We start from the raw sequence: 20,282 nt of genomic DNA on the forward strand, positions 1-20,282 counted from the left end.
ACCGCCCGATGCTGATTACATCGGAGCGGCGCGACGAACTGCGGCGCATGCAGGCCCTGCTCTATAAGTGCATCGTCTATATGGCGGAGCACTACCGCGAGTGGGTGCCACAGTACATGCCGTTGGACGACAAGGTGATGGAAATACTGGACAGGCAGAGCCGCTATCCCTTCCGGGCTGGTGCCTACCGTCCTGACTATCTCATCAGCGACGACGGACGGCTGCTGCTGGTGGAAATCACCTGCCGCTTCTTCGGTCACGGCATCTGGGCCAACTATCCATCGGTGGTCAAGGCAGAGCAGTTTATGGCTGAGCATCCCGGCACATCTTGGGAGAACCGCTACGACGAGCTGCTGACATGCATGCGCGACGCCATCCCCGCAAATAGTCCTGTCTATGTGCTGAAGAGCGGCGACCGGGGTAGCGAAAGTACCTTCTACACTAAGTTCTATGAGTACTACGGACATGAGGTGACCATCTATGAAGCGGCAGAAGTGGAAACGCACATCGACCAGTGGAGCCACGATGCCGTAGTGCTGAGCGCACTCAACCAGCACGACCTGCTGTCATTCCGCATGGAGACGTTACAAGCCATGATAGATGCGCGGATGCTTAACGACTTCCGCACCATCTTTCTCGCTCACGACAAGCGTTTCCTCAGTCTCATCTTCGTCGATGAGTTCACACAGCAATGCCTCACAGAGGATGAAACGGTGTTCCTGCGCCAGCACACTATCCCCACCTATATATATAATAATAGGTATAAGGAGGTGTGGGAGGATGCCCTGACGCATAAAGATGAATACATACTGAAGCCATACGACTTAGGCAAGAGTGTAGGGCTGTATGCCGGCGTGATGACCGATGTGCAGACCTGGAGGAGTGCGCTGGGCAATCCCGATTACATCCTCCAGCCATTTATCCACCAGCGTACCTATCCCTGCGTATGGGAGGGCAGGCATTACGACGAGTATGTGTGCGGCATGATGCTGTGTATGGACGACCGCTATTTCGACAGCGGCATGTTCCGCACCAGCAGTGCCCCCGTGACCAACAAAGTGGATGACCGCAAGATGTGCGTCATCCACAGCGACGATAACAAATTGAAAACAAAGTGTTTTGTGTTATGATTGAAGGAAAACATTATATCGCCTTTACGCAGCCATACTTCTTTCCGTACATCGGCTATTGGCAACTCATCCATGCTGCTGATTTATTCCTGATAGGAGACAATGTCCACTATATTAAACACCACTGGATTAACCGCAACCGCATCTTGGGCGAGGGTGGCCAGCCACAGTATTTCGGTATCGAAGTCTGCCACGCCTCCTGTAACCGCCTCATCTGCGAGACGAAACGTGTGGTCAGCCGCAAACAGGCTGAATACCTGTGCCGGGTGTTGAGGTTCTACTACAGCAAAGCGCCACATTACAACGAGGCTATGGAAGTCATCAGGCCCATCCTGCTGGACGAAGAACCCGACCTGACGCAATTCCTCTTGAAGCACATGAGAGCCGTGGCTGAGTATATAGGCATCAAGACGGAAATCAGGTTGCTGTCTGAGGTCACTGCACGCTGGGACTGCAAGGCGCCGGAACTGATCCGTCGTACTTGCGAGCATTTCGGTTATACCAACTTCATCAACTCTATCAACGGAACAAAGTATTACACAAAGGAGGCTTTCCGCGAGATGGGCATCAACCTCCACTTCCTGCGTCGCGACGATGACATCCGCTACAGGCAGTTCTCTGAGGAGTTTGTCTCCGATTTGAGCATCATCGACATGATGATGTTCTGTTCGCGCGATGAGATACACGATATGTTGGATCGTTACCATTTTGCATAACAATACAAAACAAGAATATTATGATTAATGTTTTTCAGCCATCACTAGGAAAAGAAGAGCTTGCCGCTCTTGAGAAAGTCTTTGAGTCCAATTGGATTGGGAGAGGCAAGAAAGTAGTGGAATTTGAAGAGAAGTATGCCGAGCATATCAAATCTTCAAAAGACCTGGTTCTGACGACTACCTGCTGCAGCGAGGGATTGTTTTCCTCCATGCACCTTATGGATATACAGCCAGGTGACGAAGTCATTCTCCCTACCATCAGCTTTATCGGAGCCGGCAATGCCATTTGTGCTCATGGTGCCAAGATGGTGCTCTGCGATGTGGACCCTCATACGCTGAATGCCCGTGCTGAAGATATTGAAAAGGTCATTACGCCCAAGACAAAAGCCCTTTTGCTTCTGCATTATGGAGGAATCCCTTGTGAAATGGATGAAATCATGGCACTTTGTAAGAAGCATCATATAAAAGTCATCGAAGATGCCAACGCGGGCGTATGTTCTTTCTACAAAGGGAAAGCTGTCGGCACTTTCGGCGACATGGGTATGTGGTCGTTTGATGCCATGAAGATTCTGGTTTGCGGAGATGGAGCCATGCTTCATTTCAACACCCCGGAACTCCGCCAAAAGGCTGACCGATGGCTTTATTTTGGCTTGGAAGCTAAGAGTGGCTATTCAAACACCGTAGCTCAGAAGTGGTGGGAGTTCGATATCTCCTGTTTTGGTCATCGTGCCATTATGAACAATATAACGGCTGCTATAGCATTGGAACAGCTGAAGAAGCTACCGGCATATATGAAAAGGCGTGCCGAGATACATCAATACTATAATGAGCATCTAAAACAATTCTCATGGATTGAACTTCCCCCCGTCCTGCCTGATTATGTAGAGACATCCTACTATTTCTATCACATCCAGATTAAGAACGGCAAGCGTGACGAGTTTGCGAGATTCCTGCGTGAGAATGGTATCTATACGACATATAGATATTATCCTCTTCATCGTGTGCCCGGCTATGGTGTGACAGGTGATTTCCCGAATGCAGATTATGCCGCGGACCACACACTGAACCTTCCAATTCATCAGTCCATTACCGATGATGACTTGGAACTCATTATAGAGAAAGTCCGCGAATTTGACAACCTGTTCTGCAAATAGAAAAGCGAATTTATGAAACTGTACGCAAGTGAAGACGAGGCCTATCAGATTCGCACAGGCCGTGAGATAGTAGAGGCTTATCCCGAAATCTACAATCAGTGGATCATCCAAGACATTAAGAAGAAATTGGAAACACATGCCAAAATCAGACCTGACATAGCGGGCGGCAGGAGCATAGAGGATATGTTTGCCATTGCTACTTACGACTACTGGCAATATGGTATCGGCACAACCGAGGAGTTCTTCAACGAACTGTTAGGAGCTTCGGACAAAAAGAAACGCGAGTATCTCACATATAGGGGGCGGTTCCTCTATATAGACTATCTGAACAAGAAGGAGGACTTGCATCTGCTCCGCAACAAGTGGCATGCCTACCAACTGCTGAAGGATGCCTACAAGCGCGAAGTGCTGTGCTACTCGAAAGCGAGCAGGACTTTCCGGCCTTTGCTGCCTTTTGTCAGCGTCATCCCTCGTTTGTAGTCAAGCCCGTCGGACTCGGACAGTCGATGGGAGTCCGCAAAGTGGAGGTTGGAAACGCAAATCTCCACACGCTCTTCAACCAACTGTTTTCAGAGATAGGGACCGAAAACAGCCATTATCATAGTGGTGTCGAAAAGGGTGTGCTGGTGGAGGAACTGATTGAGCAAGGCGAGGAAATGGCTGTGCTTCATCCTGCCAGTGTCAATAGCGTACGGATGTACACCATCAACTTTGGCGATGGCGATATACGTATGTGGTATCCTTGTATTCGCATCGGAACTGGGGGCAATTTTATTGCTGCGGGAGCAGTTGGTAGCATCTTGGCAGGCATCAACATCGGCACGGGCGTTGTTGATTCGCCGGGGGCAGACGAGTTTGGGAGAACCATCCTTGTCCATCCGGACACCCATATCCCCATCAAAGGTATCAGGATTCCGCGTTGGCGACAGCTCTGCCAGAAAGCCATCGAAATGGCTGAGCGCGTGCCTACCCTGCGCTACGTTGGCTGGGATTTCGTGTATGACAAGCACAAGGAATGGATTGTGATGGAAGGCAACGAAAATGCTGAATTCCTCACTCAGATCATTTATCATGTGGGTGAGCGTGAGGAGTTTGAACACTTCATCGGCTACCATCCTACCAAAGAATATTGGTGGCAAGGCAAATACCCTTCAAGATTTGAGAACATTAAATCGGAGGCATAGAGTATTAAAAGTAAACAAAGATGTACGTAGAGCCCGTAAATAGGCCAATCTTGACATTTATGTTGAAGGTTGCACGCAAGTTATATCATATCAGGCATCCGGAATATTTTACGGAGGCCTATTGCGAAGCTATGAATCAAGACGGCAACGACCTCATTCTGGAAATGCTTAACAGAAAGGGGACATCGGGCTTCATGCTGTCAAAGTGGGGCACGACAGAGTTCGATCAGGCTCTGAGGTCCTATCTGTGCAGAAACAAGGTTGGATGGAGGCTGTACATATCCATGATTCGCGGCGATGTGCCCATCCCTGAACGCGCAGCGAACCGCTGGCTGTACACTCTTTCCGGGGTGTTTCCTTTCGACGCAGAAACTGCCGACCGCTTCGGAATGCAGGCGTTGGAAGACTGCCAAATGATTGACATCATTGCATCGTATATACCCAACGAGCAGTATCTGGCGCACTACTGGCGTGGGGCTGTCAAGGTGAATCTGGATGCGTTTTATGCGCCATGGCTTTTTCGCAATCCTTGGACGAAATGGCTAAAAGGAAAGCGTGTCGTGGTGGTTCACCCATTTGTGGAGAGCATCAGGCACCAATATGAGAATAACCGCGAGCGGCTGTTCACCAACCCCGAGGTGCTGCCCGAGTTCAAGGAGCTTATCTGCATCAAGGCCGTACAGACGCTGGCAGGGGAGCCATCTCAGTTCAGAGATTGGTTTGAGGCCTTGCACTACATGGAGGACGAGATTGACCGATGCGAATACGATGCGGCCATCATCGGATGTGGTGCCTACGGCATGAGCCTGGCAGCGCATGTGAAGCGCCGGGGAAAGGTGGCACTCCACCTCGCAGGATGGACGCAGATGCTCTTTGGAGTTTACGGCGAACGGTGGATTTCCCAGCAGCCTAAGTACAGCAGTGTGATCAACGAATATTGGATACGTCCGAACAACAACGAGAGAATCAAGAACGGCTCCAAGGTTGATAACGGATGTTATTGGTAAGAACACGCTTTGAGGAATGGCAGAATCGCTGAAAGATAAGACGGTAAAGGGCTTAGGCTGGTCGGCACTGGATAATGCCGCACGCTATGGCATGCAGTTCGCGGTGGGCATTGTGCTGGCCAGACTGCTGTCGCCCGATGACTATGGGCTGTTAGGACTCGTGGGCATTGTCACCGTGGTATGCACGGCCCTTGTCAATGGTGGCTTCACCACGGCCTTGATACGCAAGAAGGATGCCACCGACGATGACTACAACACCGTATTTATCTGCAACCTCGCGATGAGCGTGCTGCTCTACGGGGTTACATTCCTCTGTGCGCCCCTGATAGCCGGCTTTTTCGAGCGCGAAGAGCTGACGGTCTTGGTGCGCGTAGCTTCCATAGGACTGATTATCGGAGCTTTGGGCATGGTGCCGCAGACACGCCTGACCAAACGCATCGACTTCAAGACACAGACAAAGATTACGATTGCTGCCACTGCGTTGAGCGGCATTGTAGGCATCGGCATGGCACTGACGGGCTTCGGTGTCTGGGCACTGGTAGCCCAGCAACTCACTTCACAAGCCGTGACCACCATGTTGCTACATATATATAATAGGTGGTTGCCCAAACTGCGCTTCTCTATGGATAGTTTCCACGACCTTTTTGGCTTCGGGTGGAAAATGATGGTGAGTGTATTGCTTGATGCAGTGTGGAAAGAGCTGCACCAGGTGGTGGTGGGAAAATTCTACAGCCCTGCAACGTTAGGGCAATATACCCGAGCAAAGCACTATGCCGGGCTGTGCTCGTCGAACCTGACAAGCGTAGTAGAACGAGTCACCTATCCTGTGCTGAGCAGTATTCAGGACGATAAGGAACGTATGACATCTGCCTACCGCCGCATCATCCGTATGAGTATGTTCATCACCAGCGTAGCCTTGTTCGCTCTCGGTGCTGTCAGCGAACCGCTCATCTACTGTATGATAGGACCCAAATGGCATGAGGCCTCCACCTATCTGCCGATTATCTGCATCAATTACAGCCTCTATCCGCTCCATGCCATCAACCTGAACATGCTACAGGTGCAGGGGCGCAGCGACCTGTTCCTCGGACTCGAGGTCATTAAGAAAATCATCCTCTTGGTGCCCCTGTTCATCGGCGCTTTCGTAGGCATCATGCCCATGCTCTTGACCAACACCGTGATTGGCATCATAGCCTACTTCCTCAACTCTCATTACTCAGGTCGTATGTTAGGCTACAGTTCTTGGATGCAGTTGTGCGATATTGCCCCCTCCTACGCTTTGGCTATAGCCATCGCCCTGCCGGTCTGGTTCCTGAAGTTCCTTCCACTGAGCTACTGGATTGTGCTTCCCATTCAGATTGCTGTAGGGGCGACAGTGTTCTTCACCTACTGCAAGCTGTTCAAGATGAACGAATATAAAGAGATAAAGGATATACTGAAGAAGAGATAGTATAATGGCACAAGCTCAAATTATAGATAACAAAGTAACTACTCCCCTCTCCAACCGGAGAGGGGCAGGGGGTGAGGCTTCCTTTAAGGTGTCTGTGTGGTGCAACACTTACAACCAGGCATCCTATATCAAGGATACCATGGATGGCTTTTGCATGCAGCAGACGAGCTTTCCGTTCGTCTGCCTCATCATGGACGATGCCAGCACGGACGGGGAGCCAGAGGTCATCAAACAATACCTGAACGACCACTTTGACACAGAGTGGACAAAGGAAACCGAAGACTACCACCTGACACTGGCTCGCCATCAGGAGAACAGGAACTGCTACTTTGCAGTTTATCTGCTGAAATACAATCATTATAGTATTAAGAAGCTAAGACTGAAATATTATCGGGAAGTGACTGATGAGATAGACTATGTCGCCCTATGTGAGGGTGATGACTATTGGACCGACGCGCATAAACTGCAAAAGCAGGCGGATGCCTTGGATGCCAATCCCCAGGCGACATTGGTCTATACCAACTTTCAGGCCATTGATGGTGAAGGGAATCCGATAAGCAGACCATTTATAAAAGATTATCCTGGCCGTTCCCATTCCGGTGACAATCTGCCTACGCTGCTCCGTTACGGCAACTACATCATGGTGCTCACCAGCATGTACCGCTATAAGGTATGGAAATCAGAATCCTTCGCCAACTGTCCCATAAAGATGGATTTTGCCCTTACATTGAGTGCCGCCATGATGGGTGACTTCATCTGGTTGCCGGAACAAACGGGCTGCTACCGTATATTGGAGAGCGGAATCATACTAACAGGGCGGAGGAAAGGCGATGACTGGGGGGAGGATATCTACCGCTACTATGCCGGGTTTGTGATGAATGGGCAATGCAAGCCGCTGTCATTAGGCCAGCACATTCATTACACGATTCTTATCCTCATAATGGCGCTTAACAAAAAGGATGTTCAGCTTATAAATAACACGCTGAAATCCAATTGGCTGTCTTGTCTTTTGCTGCCAGTGGCTTATGTAAGACTGAAGTATGAGAGGTTGAAAATCAGAATCAATAAAATTGTAAAGTAATGAGGATAGTTGCTATCATAGTCACACTGGTGTGCTGTGGCCTGATGTTCTACGTGAAGCGAGAATGGAAGGCGGCCATGCTCATCATGGGGGCTATGACGCTGACGCTGGTAAATATACCCGTTATCCCTTTGCACAAGGCTAACTTACTGCTGCAAGTGGCTTTCCTGCTGTCAGAATGGAGAGATATGCCGCGACATTTCAACAGATTGCGAAATACGCCCTGCCTATGGATTCCACTCCTGATAGTTAGTTTCTCGGCACTGTTGGCAGCATTGACAAGCCCTTATACAAGCATAAAAGAAACGATTGAGTACGAACTCCTGTTCAAATACTTTGCCATCGCTTATGCCTTCTGGGCTGTCAGAAAAGAAAAATCACTAAAGCCTATATTGCAGGTTTCATTGTATTGCCTGATTGTGCTGACTTTTTTTGGCGTGCTCAATTATATAGACAAGAATGCCATTTTTGTCAATGCCTTGACCGAAGGCCAGACAACAAGATATGGGGATGTCGCTTTGGGTGATATTTATACGGAAAGTGACCGGTTCAGGGTTCAGTCGATGTTTAATTATGCCTTTGATTATGGCTATATGTGCGCTGCCATATTGTTGCTTCATTTACATGGATGGTACCGGCACTTGGAAAGCAAGAGGGATTTTATTATCGCCATTGCATGTTGTTCAATAGGAATATTGATATGTGGATGTCGCACAGTATGGGTGAGTGCAGTATTGTCAATTGCATGTTACTATATGTGGGCTTTCCAACTAAACAGGAATGTGGTGTATGGCATTATTGCCATGATGCTCATGGTAATATCATATCATACCATTCCTGCGGTGGAGGAAAAAGTCAACCAGGTGACAGACTTTTTCGCAGAAAACAGTGAGGTAAGTGGAAGTTCTTTCCAATTGCGAATGTCCCAATACATGACTGTAGCTATCCACATAGAAGGACATGAATGGTTAGGGCAGGGGAAAGGATATTGGGAATATATATACACTGAGGATCAAGAGTCAGTCCGCGATCTCTATGGCGTGGAAAGTGTTATCCTGCAGACTTTGCTTGAACGAGGCATCATCGGTCTGTTTTTATGGGCGGCTTTCTATACCGCGATTTTCCTCTATTTCTGGAGGAATCGTAAAAGACGGAAGAAACTGACAGGCTTGGGAGTGTCTATCCTTTCTCTGTACCTGTTTTACTCAATAGGTACGGGAGAGTTAGGATCTGTTTATCCCACGATGCTGCTGCTTGGCATAACCATGAAGATGATAGAGTCTAAAGAGCGTAGGCTCAAGCTGAAAGCCATATTACGGAGAATGACGAGACGTAGGAAGCTGACTCGCAGGCAACAACTTATTGTGATTCTGAAAGCAATGAGTAGATGAGTGAACGAGTATCTGACATGACCCACCGACTTGCCATCATCATTTCTGCCTATAAGGTCAATCATTACTGTCAAATTTGAAGTTAAAGAAACCGTCTTTGCATGATTTGCACGTTGAAAAGTGCAAAAAACAACTAATCCTGCACTTTTTCCAGTGAAATTTTATATCTTTGCACTGTTTCATTAAAAGAGAATGCAATGAATGTCCAATTAACCCAGTTTATGCAAAGTCAGGTGGCGCACGTGCCGACAAGCTTCCACCGTTATCTCTTCACCCATATCAACTGGCACCGCCAGATGTTCGCACTGGTAGGGCCGCGTGGAATTGGCAAGAGCACCATGTTCTTGCAGTACATCAAGGAGCACCAGGGGGGAGAAAAGCTGTTTTATGTGTCGGCAGACCATACATATTTCTCTAACCACACATTGACAGAACTGGCTGATGAGTTCGTGCGTGAGGGCGGCCAACAACTCTTCATCGATGAGATACACAAGTATCCCGGGTGGTCGCGTGAGTTGAAACAGATTTACGACGGTCATCCCGATTTGCGTGTGGGCATCACTGGGTCTTCCGTCCTTGACATCACGAAAGGAGAAGCTGACCTTAGCCGTCGCGTGCTAATATACACCTTGCAGGGGCTTTCATTTCGTGAGTATCTACAGCTGTTCCACCAAATAGAGACGCCGATATGCTCATTAGACCAGATTCTGCAAGGACAGGCTGGCATAGAGGGTGTCAACCATCCACTACCATTGTTCTATGACTATTTGCAGCACGGCTATTATCCCTTTGGGAACGACCCAGACTTTCAAGGTCTCATCAACCAAGTGGTGGGTCAGACAATGGAAACCGACATTCCACAGTATGCCAATATGAGTCCTTCGACTGGTCACAAACTGAAGAAACTGCTTGCCATCATTGCTCAGAGTGTGCCATTCAAACCTGTTATGGACAAGTTGGCAACGATGGTGGGAACCAGCCGCAATTTGCTGCCTGACTATTTCCTTTATATGGAGAAAGCCGGCATGATAGGTCAGCTTCGCGACACGACAGGTGGCATCCGAGGGTTGGGGAAGGTGGAGAAATTATATATCGACAATCCGAATTTGGCATACGTTCTGGGAAGTGAAAACACTGACGTGGGCAACATTCGGGAAACGTTCTTCTATAACCAGATGCGCGTAAACCACGACGTGATTTCTTCCACCATCAGCGATTTTGAGATTAATGGCATGACCTTTGAAGTTGGTGGCAGGAATAAAGGGAAACGCCAAATTGCCGATGCGGCAAAAGGATATGTAGTGCGCGATGATATAGAATATGCTGCCGGCAACATCATCCCCTTATGGACTTTTGGACTGAACTATTGAGCATTGATCATTGAAGTGAAGAGACTTGCGATTATCATACCAGCCTATAAGGCTACTTTTCTGCCTGCTGCGCTCGATTCGATAACGGCGCAAACATGCAAGGACTTCACCTTGTATGTGGGTGATGACTGTAGCCCTGAGCCTATAGGCAGTATCGTGGAGCAATACAAAGACAAAGTAAATCTGGTTTATCAGCGGTTTGACACCAATTTAGGAGGCAAAGACCTTGTTGCTCAATGGGAGCGGTGCATCGCCATGAGCAAGGAAGAGCCTTATATTTGGCTCTTCAGCGATGACGATGTGATGGAGCCGAATTGTGTGGAGGAACTGTTGCGGCAGATAGAGAAGACGGAGGAATATTATGATGTCTATCACTTCAATGTGGATATAATAAACGAGCGTGGAGCGTTTAAAAAGCGGAAACAAGACTATCCGGCAGTGCTTCCGGCCTATCGTTTCTACCGTGGCAAGAATTCAGGGCGGTTGACAGCTTTTGTCGTGGAGAATGTGTTCTCACGAAAAGTCTATGAACAAATGGACGGTTTCCCGAAATATGATTTGGCATGGGGCAGCGATGTGGTAGCGTGGATTGTGTTCTCTGGCAGAAAGGGTATGTGTACTGTGCCCAATGCAAGAGTATGTTGGCGGCAAAGTTCACAGAATATCACCCCCGACTATTCACGCCAAATAGCAGAACGTAAATTGAGAGCTCAGATGGCACTCCTGAACTGGGCTTATCAGTATTTTGCAGAGAAAACGGATATCTACGCCACAAACAGAGCGTTCTTTATCCTCTTTATACATTATAACAGAAGATTTGTCAGCAAGGAAAGCATCAAGGAAGCCTTTGACACTTTCTTTGCCGCACACGGGCGCCACTGGGACAGGCCGCTGATCTATTTCTTCGCCTTCCTTATTGACGGGATTTACTTCCGAATCAGGAAATGGTCTGTATGGCTCTATGGAGATACTAAGGAGTGAAAAATGAAGATTATATATTATAGTTCCCCTTTTTATGCCGATTGCGATTTCCCGTTGATAGGGGAATTGCAACGCAGAGGCCATGACGTGAGATACTACATCTCTATTGCATCTTTTAGCAAGCGGTCAACACTCATTGACCTGAAAGAGTTGTATCCGCATACAGGCATCTATCCCGCAACGGAAATATACCCGGAGTTCAATGACTTCTGTAACATACTCGACCTTTCGCATGTTTACGTCGTCAATCAAAGGCACAAGCAGAAATTTCATCCTGTCAACTTACTTTTGATGGTGAGATTGGTCATCCATTTTTTGATGCAGAAGCCGGATGTCATTCATTTAACCCAACAGCCTTGCTTGACACAGAAATTATTATATCTGATAAAGAATAAGTTGGTGTTGACCGTTCATGATCCTTTCAGGCATTCAGGTTTTACAAACAAAATGACGGAGAGGGATAGAAGAATGGCCTTTAGGCTTATCCCAAAACTCGTCTTACTCAACAATAGGCAGTCTTCAGCATTCGCATCCTATTATCATGTCCCTAATAACCATATATATATCAACAAACTGGGGATGTACAGCAGCATACTGTATGTTGACCCACTGCCATTCCAGAGCGATAGGCCGTTCATCCTCTTTTTCGGACAGATTGTGGAATACAAGGGCGTAGAATACCTCTTGGAGGCCATGAAGATTGTGCATAGCCGCTATCCTGAACTCATGTTGGTGGTAGCCGGCGGTGGGAAATATTATTTTGACATTGAGCCATACAAGAAGCTGGACTATGTGAGAATCATCAATCACTATATAGGTACCAGGGAGTTAGCAGGCATGCTTCGGGCTTGCGAATTTGGCGTTTGTCCATACAAGGATGCGACGCAAAGCGGTGTTATTCAAACAGCCTTCACATTAGGTGTACCAATGGTTGTAACCAATGTGGGAGCGCTTGCAGTTTCTGTTCAACACAACATCACAGGGCTTGTTGTTAATCCTTGTGATGTGAACGATTTGGCAAATGGCATCATGGACTTATATTCAAACAAGGAAAAACGGAATACGATGAGAACTCATATCAAGGAAATATGGATGAAGGATATGGGTTGGGAGACGATTGCAGATGACTATCTGAAATGTTATGAAAATCCTTGAAGTTGTATTTAACCTTCGTCCTGGTGGCGCAGAACGTTTTGCCGTTGACCTGACAAACGAACTTTCGAAGGCCAATGAAGTCACTCTGATGGCACTGAAAGATGATTCTGTCGAGCCAGAACGAGATCTGTTTTATGCTTCCGATTTGGCCGCCCGAGTTACATACAAAAATGTCGGGATTGGCAAAGGCTATTCTGTACATACAGTCGTCAAGATCCACAAAGCGATAAAAAAGGAGAAGGCGGACATCGTTCACCTGCACGGCGATAAAATGCCACACTATTGCATTCTGGCCATCTTCCTTCTCCATCGGAAAATGAAGTTTTATCAAACCATTCATAGCGATATTCATAACGGATACGATTCTCTGTTCTACCGCTTTCTTGTCAAAACGTTTGGCTATCAACAGAGAATGGGTTTTATAGCACTGAGCGAAACCAATTACCGCGACATGATAGATGTTTATCCTAAGATCAAAGGAGCATGCATTCCCAATGGCAGGGCGCCTATAGTGCCCACGGACAGATTTGATGAAACGAGAGAGGAAATGGCTTCCTATAAAAGCGCAGCAGACAGTCGTATCTATCTTCATGTGGCACGATGCAATCTAGTAAAGAACCAGAGGCTTTTGGTAGAGGCTTTTGGCAAATTCGTGGAAAAGGGTTACCATGCAGATTTAGTCATCATCGGTCCCGGTTTTGAGAACAAATTAGGGGAATCCATACGGGCAAAGGCCGGGACTCATGTGCATTTTATAGGAACGCGCAAGAATGTGGGTGATTACATGCTCCATGCAGATGTGTTCTGCTTGTCATCGGATTATGAGGGTATGCCTATCACCCTGTTGGAGGCAAGCCTTGTGGGCCTGCCCATCGTGTCGACACCCGTTTGTGGCGCGGTGGATGTCGTTGAGAACAAAGTGAATGGTGTATTGAGCGAAGGGCACACAGTCGGGCAATACTTGGATGCTTTGGAATATTCGTATCAGCATTTATGTGAATTGCGACAGAATTCGCTCAAGATGAAAGATGACAGTGCTTATACGATAGAGAATTGTGCAAGAAAATATATGGATTTCTTCAATCGGTAATACTATTTAAAGTTTTTCAAAAATGTGGTTACACTCGATATTGAGAACAAACAGATTCGTCAGAGGTATTTATTTCCTTTATAGAGACTATTTCGGCAGTTGTAAGCGCAGCCGTTTCGGCTATATTGCCGATGACGTCACATTGATGCCTCCACTAAGAATCGACAACCCGAAGAACGTGTTCCTCTATGGTGACAACGGATTGCGAAATGCCGATATTATGGTCACAAATGCACGGTTCATCATGAAGCCACACTCCGGGGCAGCTGAAGGCCTGCGCGTAACGACAGGAAACCACGCCATGATAGTTGGCAGGTTTTACCGCACGATTACTGAAGAGGAGAAACCAAAAGGCTACGACAAAGACGTGATTGTGGAGTCGGATGTCTGGATAGGACGGAATGTAACCCTTCTTAGTGGCATTACCATCGGGAGGGGTGCCATTATTGGAGCTGGCGCTGTAGTCAACAAAGATGTTCCTCCCTACTGCATCACTGGCGGTGTACCGGCCAAGCCCATCAAGTTCAAATGGACAATCGAACAGATTATGGAACACGAATTAGCCTTATACCCTGAAGATGAGAGGTATTCAAAAGAAGAACTGGAATCAATTTTTGCAAATACAACACTGAAAAAAAATCAATAGGCAAATGGATGTTATCATCGTCTCACCTTCACTTGACCCAACGAAGAATGTTAGCGGTTTGTCCGCTGTGACGCGATTTATCATAGAGAACAACCCACATCACAACTATGTGCATTTTGAATTAGGACGGAAGGATGTCGAAAAGGGCGGCATTTATAGGGTAAATCCTATCATACGAAAATATAAAGACTGGAAGTGCCTCCTAAAGACCTACCCCGATGCTATCGTACATTATAACTTCCCATTGGAGAAACTTGGTATCACACGAGATACACCCTTTATGCGTGCGGCACTCAAGAATGGGAACAGGATGATTATTCACATTCATGGTGGCGCTTATCTTACATCCGAGAGCGTCCCATTCCCTTTCCGACAGATGTTGAAATACGTATTTTCCTGGAATGTGCCTTTCATTACACTGAGTGAGATGGAAGCAGAGGTTCTAAGAAAGAGATTCCATGCAAAACACGTGGTGTCACTGCCGAACTGCGTAGACCTGAAAGATGCCCAGACTTTTAAACGCAAATATAAAGATCATTCAACTCCTCTTACCTTGGGCTATCTTGGCCGTATCACCGAGACAAAAGGCATGGACTATCTCTTGCAGGCTTGTTGCCTGTTAAAAGAACGCCATATTCCGTTTTGTCTGAAAATCGCAGGAGCGGAAGAGTATGAAGGACAATATCTGCCGCAGTTCAGCAACCTGCTCGGAAATCAGTTTGTGTATGCTGGAATAGTCGGTGGAGAGAGCAAGAACGCCTTCCTGAAAGACCTTGATGTGCTTGTTATGCCCACCTTCTTCGAGGGACTACCAATGTCCCTGCTCGAATGTATGAGCTATGGAGTGGTTCCTGTCATTACGCCTGTTGGTAGTATTCCGACTGTTGTGACAGAATGGCAAAATGGACTATTCATCAAAGTAAAAGACACACAATCCATCGTGGATGCGATTACTTACCTGCATACCCACAGAGACAATTTAGAACAGATGAGTAAATCATCTCGTAACTACATACACGAGCACTTTAGCCCTGATTCCTATATAGACAAGCTCAATAATATTTATGACCTTTAACCTTCATGCTTATGTTACTTCAACTCAAGACGCTCGACATAATCTGCACAATGCCGGAACTTGACAGGATTCCTGCCGGGAAAATACTTATCAACACCATCAATGTCCACTCTTATAATACGGCTCAAGAAGACAAGGCGTTTGCTGAGGCACTCAGTAAGGGGGATTATCTGATTCCTGATGGTGCTCACCTCGTCAAAGCCTGCCGATGGTTGAAGGCGAAGAGCCAACCCGCCCTGCGCATTGCAGGATGGGACCTTTTCATCTTTGAAATGGAAAGGCTTGAAGGTAGATGTAAGAGGGAGAACGTAAGGGGTAAGGTGATGTTTCTTGGTTCAAGTGAAGAAGTGCTGGCCTTGATTCGGAAACGGGCGGCTGTCGATTATCCGCATCTGGACATTATAACCTTTTCACCACCCTTTAAGCCTGAGTTCTCGGATGAGGAGAATCAGGCGATGATTGGGGCCGTCAATCGTGCTGACCCAGACCTGCTCTGGATAGGCATGACAGCTCCAAAACAGGAGAAATGGGCATATCAACATTGGGACGAACTAAATATCCACTGCCATTGCGGAACTGTCGGTGCCGTGTTCGAATTCTATGCCGGCACCCAAAAACGCGCTCCCCTTTCGTGGCAAAGAAATTCCTTGGAATGGCTCCACCGACTGATTATGGAACCGAGAAGAATGTGGCGACGATATATCATCGGCGCCGTAAAGTTCCTTTATTATATAAGTAAAGAATTTATTAACGATTAAAAATCATATCATTATGTCAGACAAAGTAGAAATTGATTTGGAAGACCTCGACGACCTGAAAGACCTTATAGGCGACGAGAGAAAAGGAGCGAGTTTTAGCTTCCAGAAAGTATTTGCCCACGTGGTGCTGAACTGGCAGTGGTATGTGCTTTCTTTAGTGATCTGCATGAGTACTGCCTACATCTATTTGCGCTATGCCCAACCCATCTATCAGGTGTCGGCCAGGATGTTGGTAAAGGATGAGAACAAGAATTCGAGGACTTCGGTCAGGCAGATTCTTCCGAACATGGAAGATTTCGGTATCATGAACAACTCCAGCGGTTTCGATAATGAGTTAGAGATACTGCAGTCGCCGGTAACGGTGCTTGATGCCGTGAAGCGCCTGAAACTCTATACGGAGTATCGGCTCGATGGGCACATACAGAAACAGCTGCTCTATGCCAACCAGCCGGTCAGCGTAGATATCGACCCAATGTCACTCGACTCGTTGGACTACTATATGCTGGAGGGCATCCGTTCCATACAGATGGCTATCACAAAGAAAGGAGAGGGCTATCATGCCGACATTGGGCTGGTTTACAATGGGAAAGTCATGAAGGAGTACGGTGAAGACATAGATTCGCTTGGCACATCAGTCAAGACAGATTACGGTACAATCTCTTTCATGAGCAACCCAAAGTATAATACATACAAAGAAGACCGTTTCAATAAGGGATTCGCGCTCCATGTCACTATACGTCCGCCCATGGTGGTGGCACTCGGATATATGGGACGGATGGGCGTGGCACCGACATCGAAGGAAACCTCGATTGCTTCCATTGTTGTCAACGACGAGAACGTCAAACGTGGCATCGACTTTATCAATATGCTTGTGCTGTGCTATAACGACCAGGCCAATATTGACAAAAACGAAGTGGCAAGGAAGACGGAGGAGTTCATCAACCAACGCTTAGAGAAGATTGATGCTGAACTGGGAACGACGGAGAACTCTTTGGAGAACTACAAAAAACGCAACGCAGTGACCCAATTAGAGGCGGATGCAGCACAGTCACTGCAGCTCTCAGCTCAGTATGCAGCCCGTCTGGCAGACATCAACACACAACTGCAACTGCTCGACTATCTGCGACAATATGTTGACAACTCCGAAAACCGCTATAAACTGATACCGGCCAATATCGGCATGGACGACAGGGCATCAACGCAACTGATAGCCGACTACAACAAAACTGTACAGGAGCGCAACCGACTGATGCGAAGTGCCAGTGAGCAGTCGCCACAGGTGCAGTCGCTTACCAAGACACTTGACGACATGGAGATTTCTATCCGTCAGGCTTTCGCACAGGCCCGCCATTCCGCCGAACTGCAACGCAGCTCCATCCAGGGGCAGTATGGCAAGTACCAAAGTCGCATCGGCAGCACGCCGGAGCAGGAACGTGTGCTCAACCAGATTGGCCGTCAGCAGGAAGTGCGCTCAGGGCTCTATTTACTGCTGCTACAGAAGCGTGAGGAAAACAGCATTTCACTCGCAGCTACGGCTGACAAGGGAAAGCTCATAGCCATGCCTCTGTACATGGGACAGGTAAGCCCTCGGAAGGGCATGATTCTTGGAACAGCCTTCATTATAGGTCTGCTCATCCCGTTTGTCATCTTGTTTGTCATAGAATTGCTACGCTACCGCATAGAGGGCCGCGAGGATGTCGCCTCGCTGACCAAGGTGCCTATTGTAGCTGATGTACCCATAGCTAGCGAAAGTGTGAAGACTGCTGCGGGTATCGTGGTACAGGCCGACAAGAACAGTCAGATTGACGAGGTGTTCCGAGCACTGCGCACCAATGTGCAGTTTATGATGGCAGAGAACGAAAAAATCATCCTCTTCACCTCGAGCATCTCTGGCGAAGGCAAGACGTTCCTCGCTGCCAACCTCGCTGTGTCGTTTGCACTGCTCGGCAAGAGGGTGATGCTTGTGGGATGCGACATACGTAAGCCTGCACTCGGACGCCTGTTTGGTATGTCAAACTTAAAACAGGGCCTCACCAACCTGCTCAGGTCAGAGCATGTCACTGCAGAACTCCTGCACAACGAATCATGCAACTCTGGAGTGCACCCTGGGCTTGACCTCCTGCTGTCGGGTCCTATTCCTCCGAATCCTACGGAGCTATTGAGCAGAAAGACTCTGAAGGAGGTGCTCGACCTGCTCAGCGAGGAGTACGACTATATCATTCTCGATACTGCTCCCGTAGGACTGGTTACCGACACCCTGTTACTGGCCCACTATGCCAATGTTTGCTGCTTCGTCTGCCGTGCTGACTATACGCCAAAGGCGAATGTCTCACTGCTCGACTCTCTGGCTCAGGAAGAAAAACTACCCAATGCCTGCGTAGTTCTTAATGGAGTCGACATGTCGAAGAGGAAGTACGGTTACTATTATGGCTACGGCCGTTACGGAAAATATGGCCGTTACGGAAAATATGGTCGCTATGGCTATGGCAGTTATGGTTACGGCAACTATGCATCCTCCCATTACGGCGACAAAAATGATGGCAGTATAAAGAGATGACCATTTAGAGATATGGAGCCAAGACGCATGTGGCGACGCTATTTGATAGGCAACCCGCTGTTTCTGTGGAATATAATGAGAGAAAAATTTAATGGTGACCGATGACCTCAATTAGGAATTTTGTCATTCTGTTGCGTTGTGGTATGGGACTGAAGACCAAAGAGGGTCAGCGGCCTATGCCGGATGTTGACGGCGAACAAGAGTGGCAACAGATGATGAGGATAGCCAAGAAACAGGCCGTACAAGGCGTGGTTGAGCGTGGCATACGTATGATGCCGGAAGAGCAACGCCCACCGCGAAAGATAAACATGGCTGCCATGATGTTGAGTGATAAGATTGCAATGCTCAACAGAAGGGTTGACACAGCATGCGTCAAGGTAGCTGCCATGATGGAGGAGGCTGGGTTGCCTTGTTGCATACTGAAAGGGCAGGGCATAGCCCTTACCTATCCAGACCCGACAGCTCGTGTGCCGGGTGACATCGATGTGTGGGTGATGGCTCCGCCAAAGCAGGTAATAGCCTTTGCACGAAAGGCTCAGCCCGATGCCTTTGCGTGCTATCACCATGTGGAGTATGTGAAATGCGACGGCATAGAGGTAGAACTGCACTATCGGCCGGCATTCCTCAATAATCTCATTTACAACAGACGACTGCAGCAGTGGTTTCTTAGCGAGGCAGCCACACAGCGGGAACACCGTGTGGAACTGCTAAATGGCGCTGGAGTGGTGAGCGTACCAACCAATGCCTTTAACCGCATATTTCTGATGGTACATATCATGAACCATGTGATACACGAGGGTATTGGCATGCGACAGATGATGGACTACTATTTCCTGTTGAGGCAGGGCTTCACAGAAGAAGAACGGCAGCATGACGTGCAATTGCTGCGACAGTTTGGCCTTTATGATATAACGGCTGCAGTCATGTTTGTGATGAGGCAACTGTTCGCCATGCCAAAGCGATATTTGCTTGTTCCGCCAGACGAGCAGCGCGGCATTTTCCTGATGAACGAGATTCTCTATGGAGGAAACTTCGGTCAGTATGATCCGCAGTCAATACAGGCAAACACACCATGGAGAAAGAACATGCTGCGATTGAAGCGAGACTGGAGACTGCTGAAAATATTTCCCTCCGAGTGCCTTTGGGAACCAATATTCCGTTGGTGGCATTTCTTTTGGCGCCAACTGCACCGTAGAATTAATTCTTAATTCACAATTCACAATTCATAATTCTTCGACGAGCGAAGCGACAAAGCCGAGCACACAATTGCCTTCCCTTGGCGATATGAGTATCGTGGGCCCACGGCCTCACATGCTGGCTCATACTGAACAATACGACAAGCTGATAGGTAAGTACATGGTGCGCCACTTTGTCAAGCCTGGCATCACAGGCTGGGCTCAGGTAACCGGTTTTCGCGGTGAGACCCGTGAACAGTTTGCGCAATATAGGCCCTGTGCGCTTCCACAAAATGTGATGTAAACATTACTTTAGCTATACTCTAGCCATACTCAAAGCTGCTTCTAGCCATACTCTAAGC

Annotated in this window: 18 protein-coding genes and 1 pseudogene; all 19 read left to right on the plus strand. The window is 47.8% G+C overall.

The window, feature by feature from the left end; translation table 11 throughout:
- The first annotated feature begins 8 nt into the window (after positions 1-8).
- Complete coding sequence (locus M1L52_RS06500) at positions 9-1,130, plus strand: hypothetical protein (protein ID WP_248614121.1); 1,122 nt, start codon at positions 9-11, stop codon at positions 1,128-1,130.
- A complete protein-coding gene (locus M1L52_RS06505) occupies positions 1,127-1,846 on the plus strand; it encodes a WbqC family protein (RefSeq protein WP_248614122.1) in 720 nt (239 codons plus the stop codon). The genes M1L52_RS06500 and M1L52_RS06505 overlap by 4 nt, the downstream gene beginning before the upstream one ends.
- Positions 1,847-1,866: 20 nt before the next feature.
- Positions 1,867-3,000, plus strand: a complete 1,134-nt coding sequence (locus M1L52_RS06510) for a DegT/DnrJ/EryC1/StrS family aminotransferase (protein ID WP_248614123.1) — start codon at positions 1,867-1,869, stop codon at positions 2,998-3,000.
- A gap of 12 nt (positions 3,001-3,012) precedes the next feature.
- Entirely contained in the window at positions 3,013-3,480 is a 468-nt protein-coding gene (locus M1L52_RS06515; protein WP_248614124.1) for a hypothetical protein, read from the plus strand.
- The gene (locus M1L52_RS06520) at positions 3,411-4,184 is read left to right on the plus strand and encodes a sugar-transfer associated ATP-grasp domain-containing protein (protein ID WP_248614125.1); all 774 of its coding nucleotides are present in this window, start codon (positions 3,411-3,413) and stop codon (positions 4,182-4,184) included. The genes M1L52_RS06515 and M1L52_RS06520 overlap by 70 nt, the downstream gene beginning before the upstream one ends.
- 59 nt (positions 4,185-4,243) lie before the next feature.
- The gene (locus M1L52_RS06525) at positions 4,244-5,191 is read left to right on the plus strand and encodes a hypothetical protein (RefSeq protein ID WP_248614126.1); all 948 of its coding nucleotides are present in this window, start codon (positions 4,244-4,246) and stop codon (positions 5,189-5,191) included.
- A 16-nt stretch (positions 5,192-5,207) separates the two neighbouring features.
- Entirely contained in the window at positions 5,208-6,641 is a 1,434-nt protein-coding gene (locus M1L52_RS06530; protein WP_248614127.1) for a lipopolysaccharide biosynthesis protein, read from the plus strand.
- A 4-nt stretch (positions 6,642-6,645) separates the two neighbouring features.
- Entirely contained in the window at positions 6,646-7,722 is a 1,077-nt protein-coding gene (locus tag M1L52_RS06535; RefSeq protein ID WP_248614128.1) for a glycosyltransferase, read from the plus strand.
- Positions 7,722-9,113 carry an O-antigen ligase family protein gene (locus M1L52_RS06540; RefSeq protein ID WP_248614129.1) on the plus strand — a complete coding sequence of 464 codons (1,392 nt, stop codon included), beginning with the start codon at positions 7,722-7,724 and terminating at the stop codon, positions 9,111-9,113. The genes M1L52_RS06535 and M1L52_RS06540 overlap by 1 nt, the downstream gene beginning before the upstream one ends.
- A 197-nt stretch (positions 9,114-9,310) precedes the next feature.
- On the plus strand, positions 9,311-10,483 hold the full coding sequence (locus M1L52_RS06545; protein WP_248614130.1) for an ATP-binding protein: 1,173 nt from the start codon (positions 9,311-9,313) through the stop codon (positions 10,481-10,483).
- A 15-nt stretch (positions 10,484-10,498) separates the two neighbouring features.
- The gene (locus M1L52_RS06550) at positions 10,499-11,464 is read left to right on the plus strand and encodes a glycosyltransferase family 2 protein (RefSeq protein ID WP_248614131.1); all 966 of its coding nucleotides are present in this window, start codon (positions 10,499-10,501) and stop codon (positions 11,462-11,464) included.
- An 87-nt stretch (positions 11,465-11,551) separates the two neighbouring features.
- Positions 11,552-12,619: a glycosyltransferase family 4 protein gene (locus M1L52_RS16460; RefSeq protein WP_248614132.1), complete on the plus strand. Its 1,068-nt coding sequence runs from the start codon at positions 11,552-11,554 to the stop codon at positions 12,617-12,619.
- Positions 12,606-13,709: a glycosyltransferase gene (locus M1L52_RS06560; RefSeq protein WP_248614133.1), complete on the plus strand. Its 1,104-nt coding sequence runs from the start codon at positions 12,606-12,608 to the stop codon at positions 13,707-13,709. Before M1L52_RS16460 ends, M1L52_RS06560 begins: the two co-directional genes overlap by 14 nt.
- A 40-nt stretch (positions 13,710-13,749) precedes the next feature.
- Positions 13,750-14,355 (plus strand): hypothetical protein, encoded by a 606-nt coding sequence (locus M1L52_RS16465; protein WP_317231475.1) that lies wholly within the window; start codon positions 13,750-13,752, stop codon positions 14,353-14,355.
- A 4-nt stretch (positions 14,356-14,359) separates the two neighbouring features.
- Complete coding sequence (locus tag M1L52_RS06570) at positions 14,360-15,430, plus strand: glycosyltransferase family 4 protein (RefSeq protein WP_248614134.1); 1,071 nt, start codon at positions 14,360-14,362, stop codon at positions 15,428-15,430.
- Between the two features lie 11 nt (positions 15,431-15,441).
- Positions 15,442-16,188, plus strand: a complete 747-nt coding sequence (locus M1L52_RS06575) for a WecB/TagA/CpsF family glycosyltransferase (RefSeq protein ID WP_248614135.1) — start codon at positions 15,442-15,444, stop codon at positions 16,186-16,188.
- Between the two features lie 13 nt (positions 16,189-16,201).
- Positions 16,202-18,745, plus strand: coding sequence for a GumC family protein (locus tag M1L52_RS06580; protein ID WP_248614136.1), 2,544 nt, complete (start codon positions 16,202-16,204; stop codon positions 18,743-18,745).
- A gap of 101 nt (positions 18,746-18,846) precedes the next feature.
- Entirely contained in the window at positions 18,847-19,953 is a 1,107-nt protein-coding gene (locus tag M1L52_RS06585) for a nucleotidyltransferase family protein (protein WP_248614137.1), read from the plus strand.
- 67 nt (positions 19,954-20,020) lie between these two features.
- A pseudogene (locus tag M1L52_RS06590) lies at positions 20,021-20,176 on the plus strand (sugar transferase); the annotation flags it as partial.
- Between the last annotated feature and the right edge of the window lie 106 nt (positions 20,177-20,282).

This window comes from Prevotella sp. E13-27 (assembly GCF_023217965.1).
Taxonomy (GTDB): Bacteria; Bacteroidota; Bacteroidia; order Bacteroidales; family Bacteroidaceae; genus Prevotella.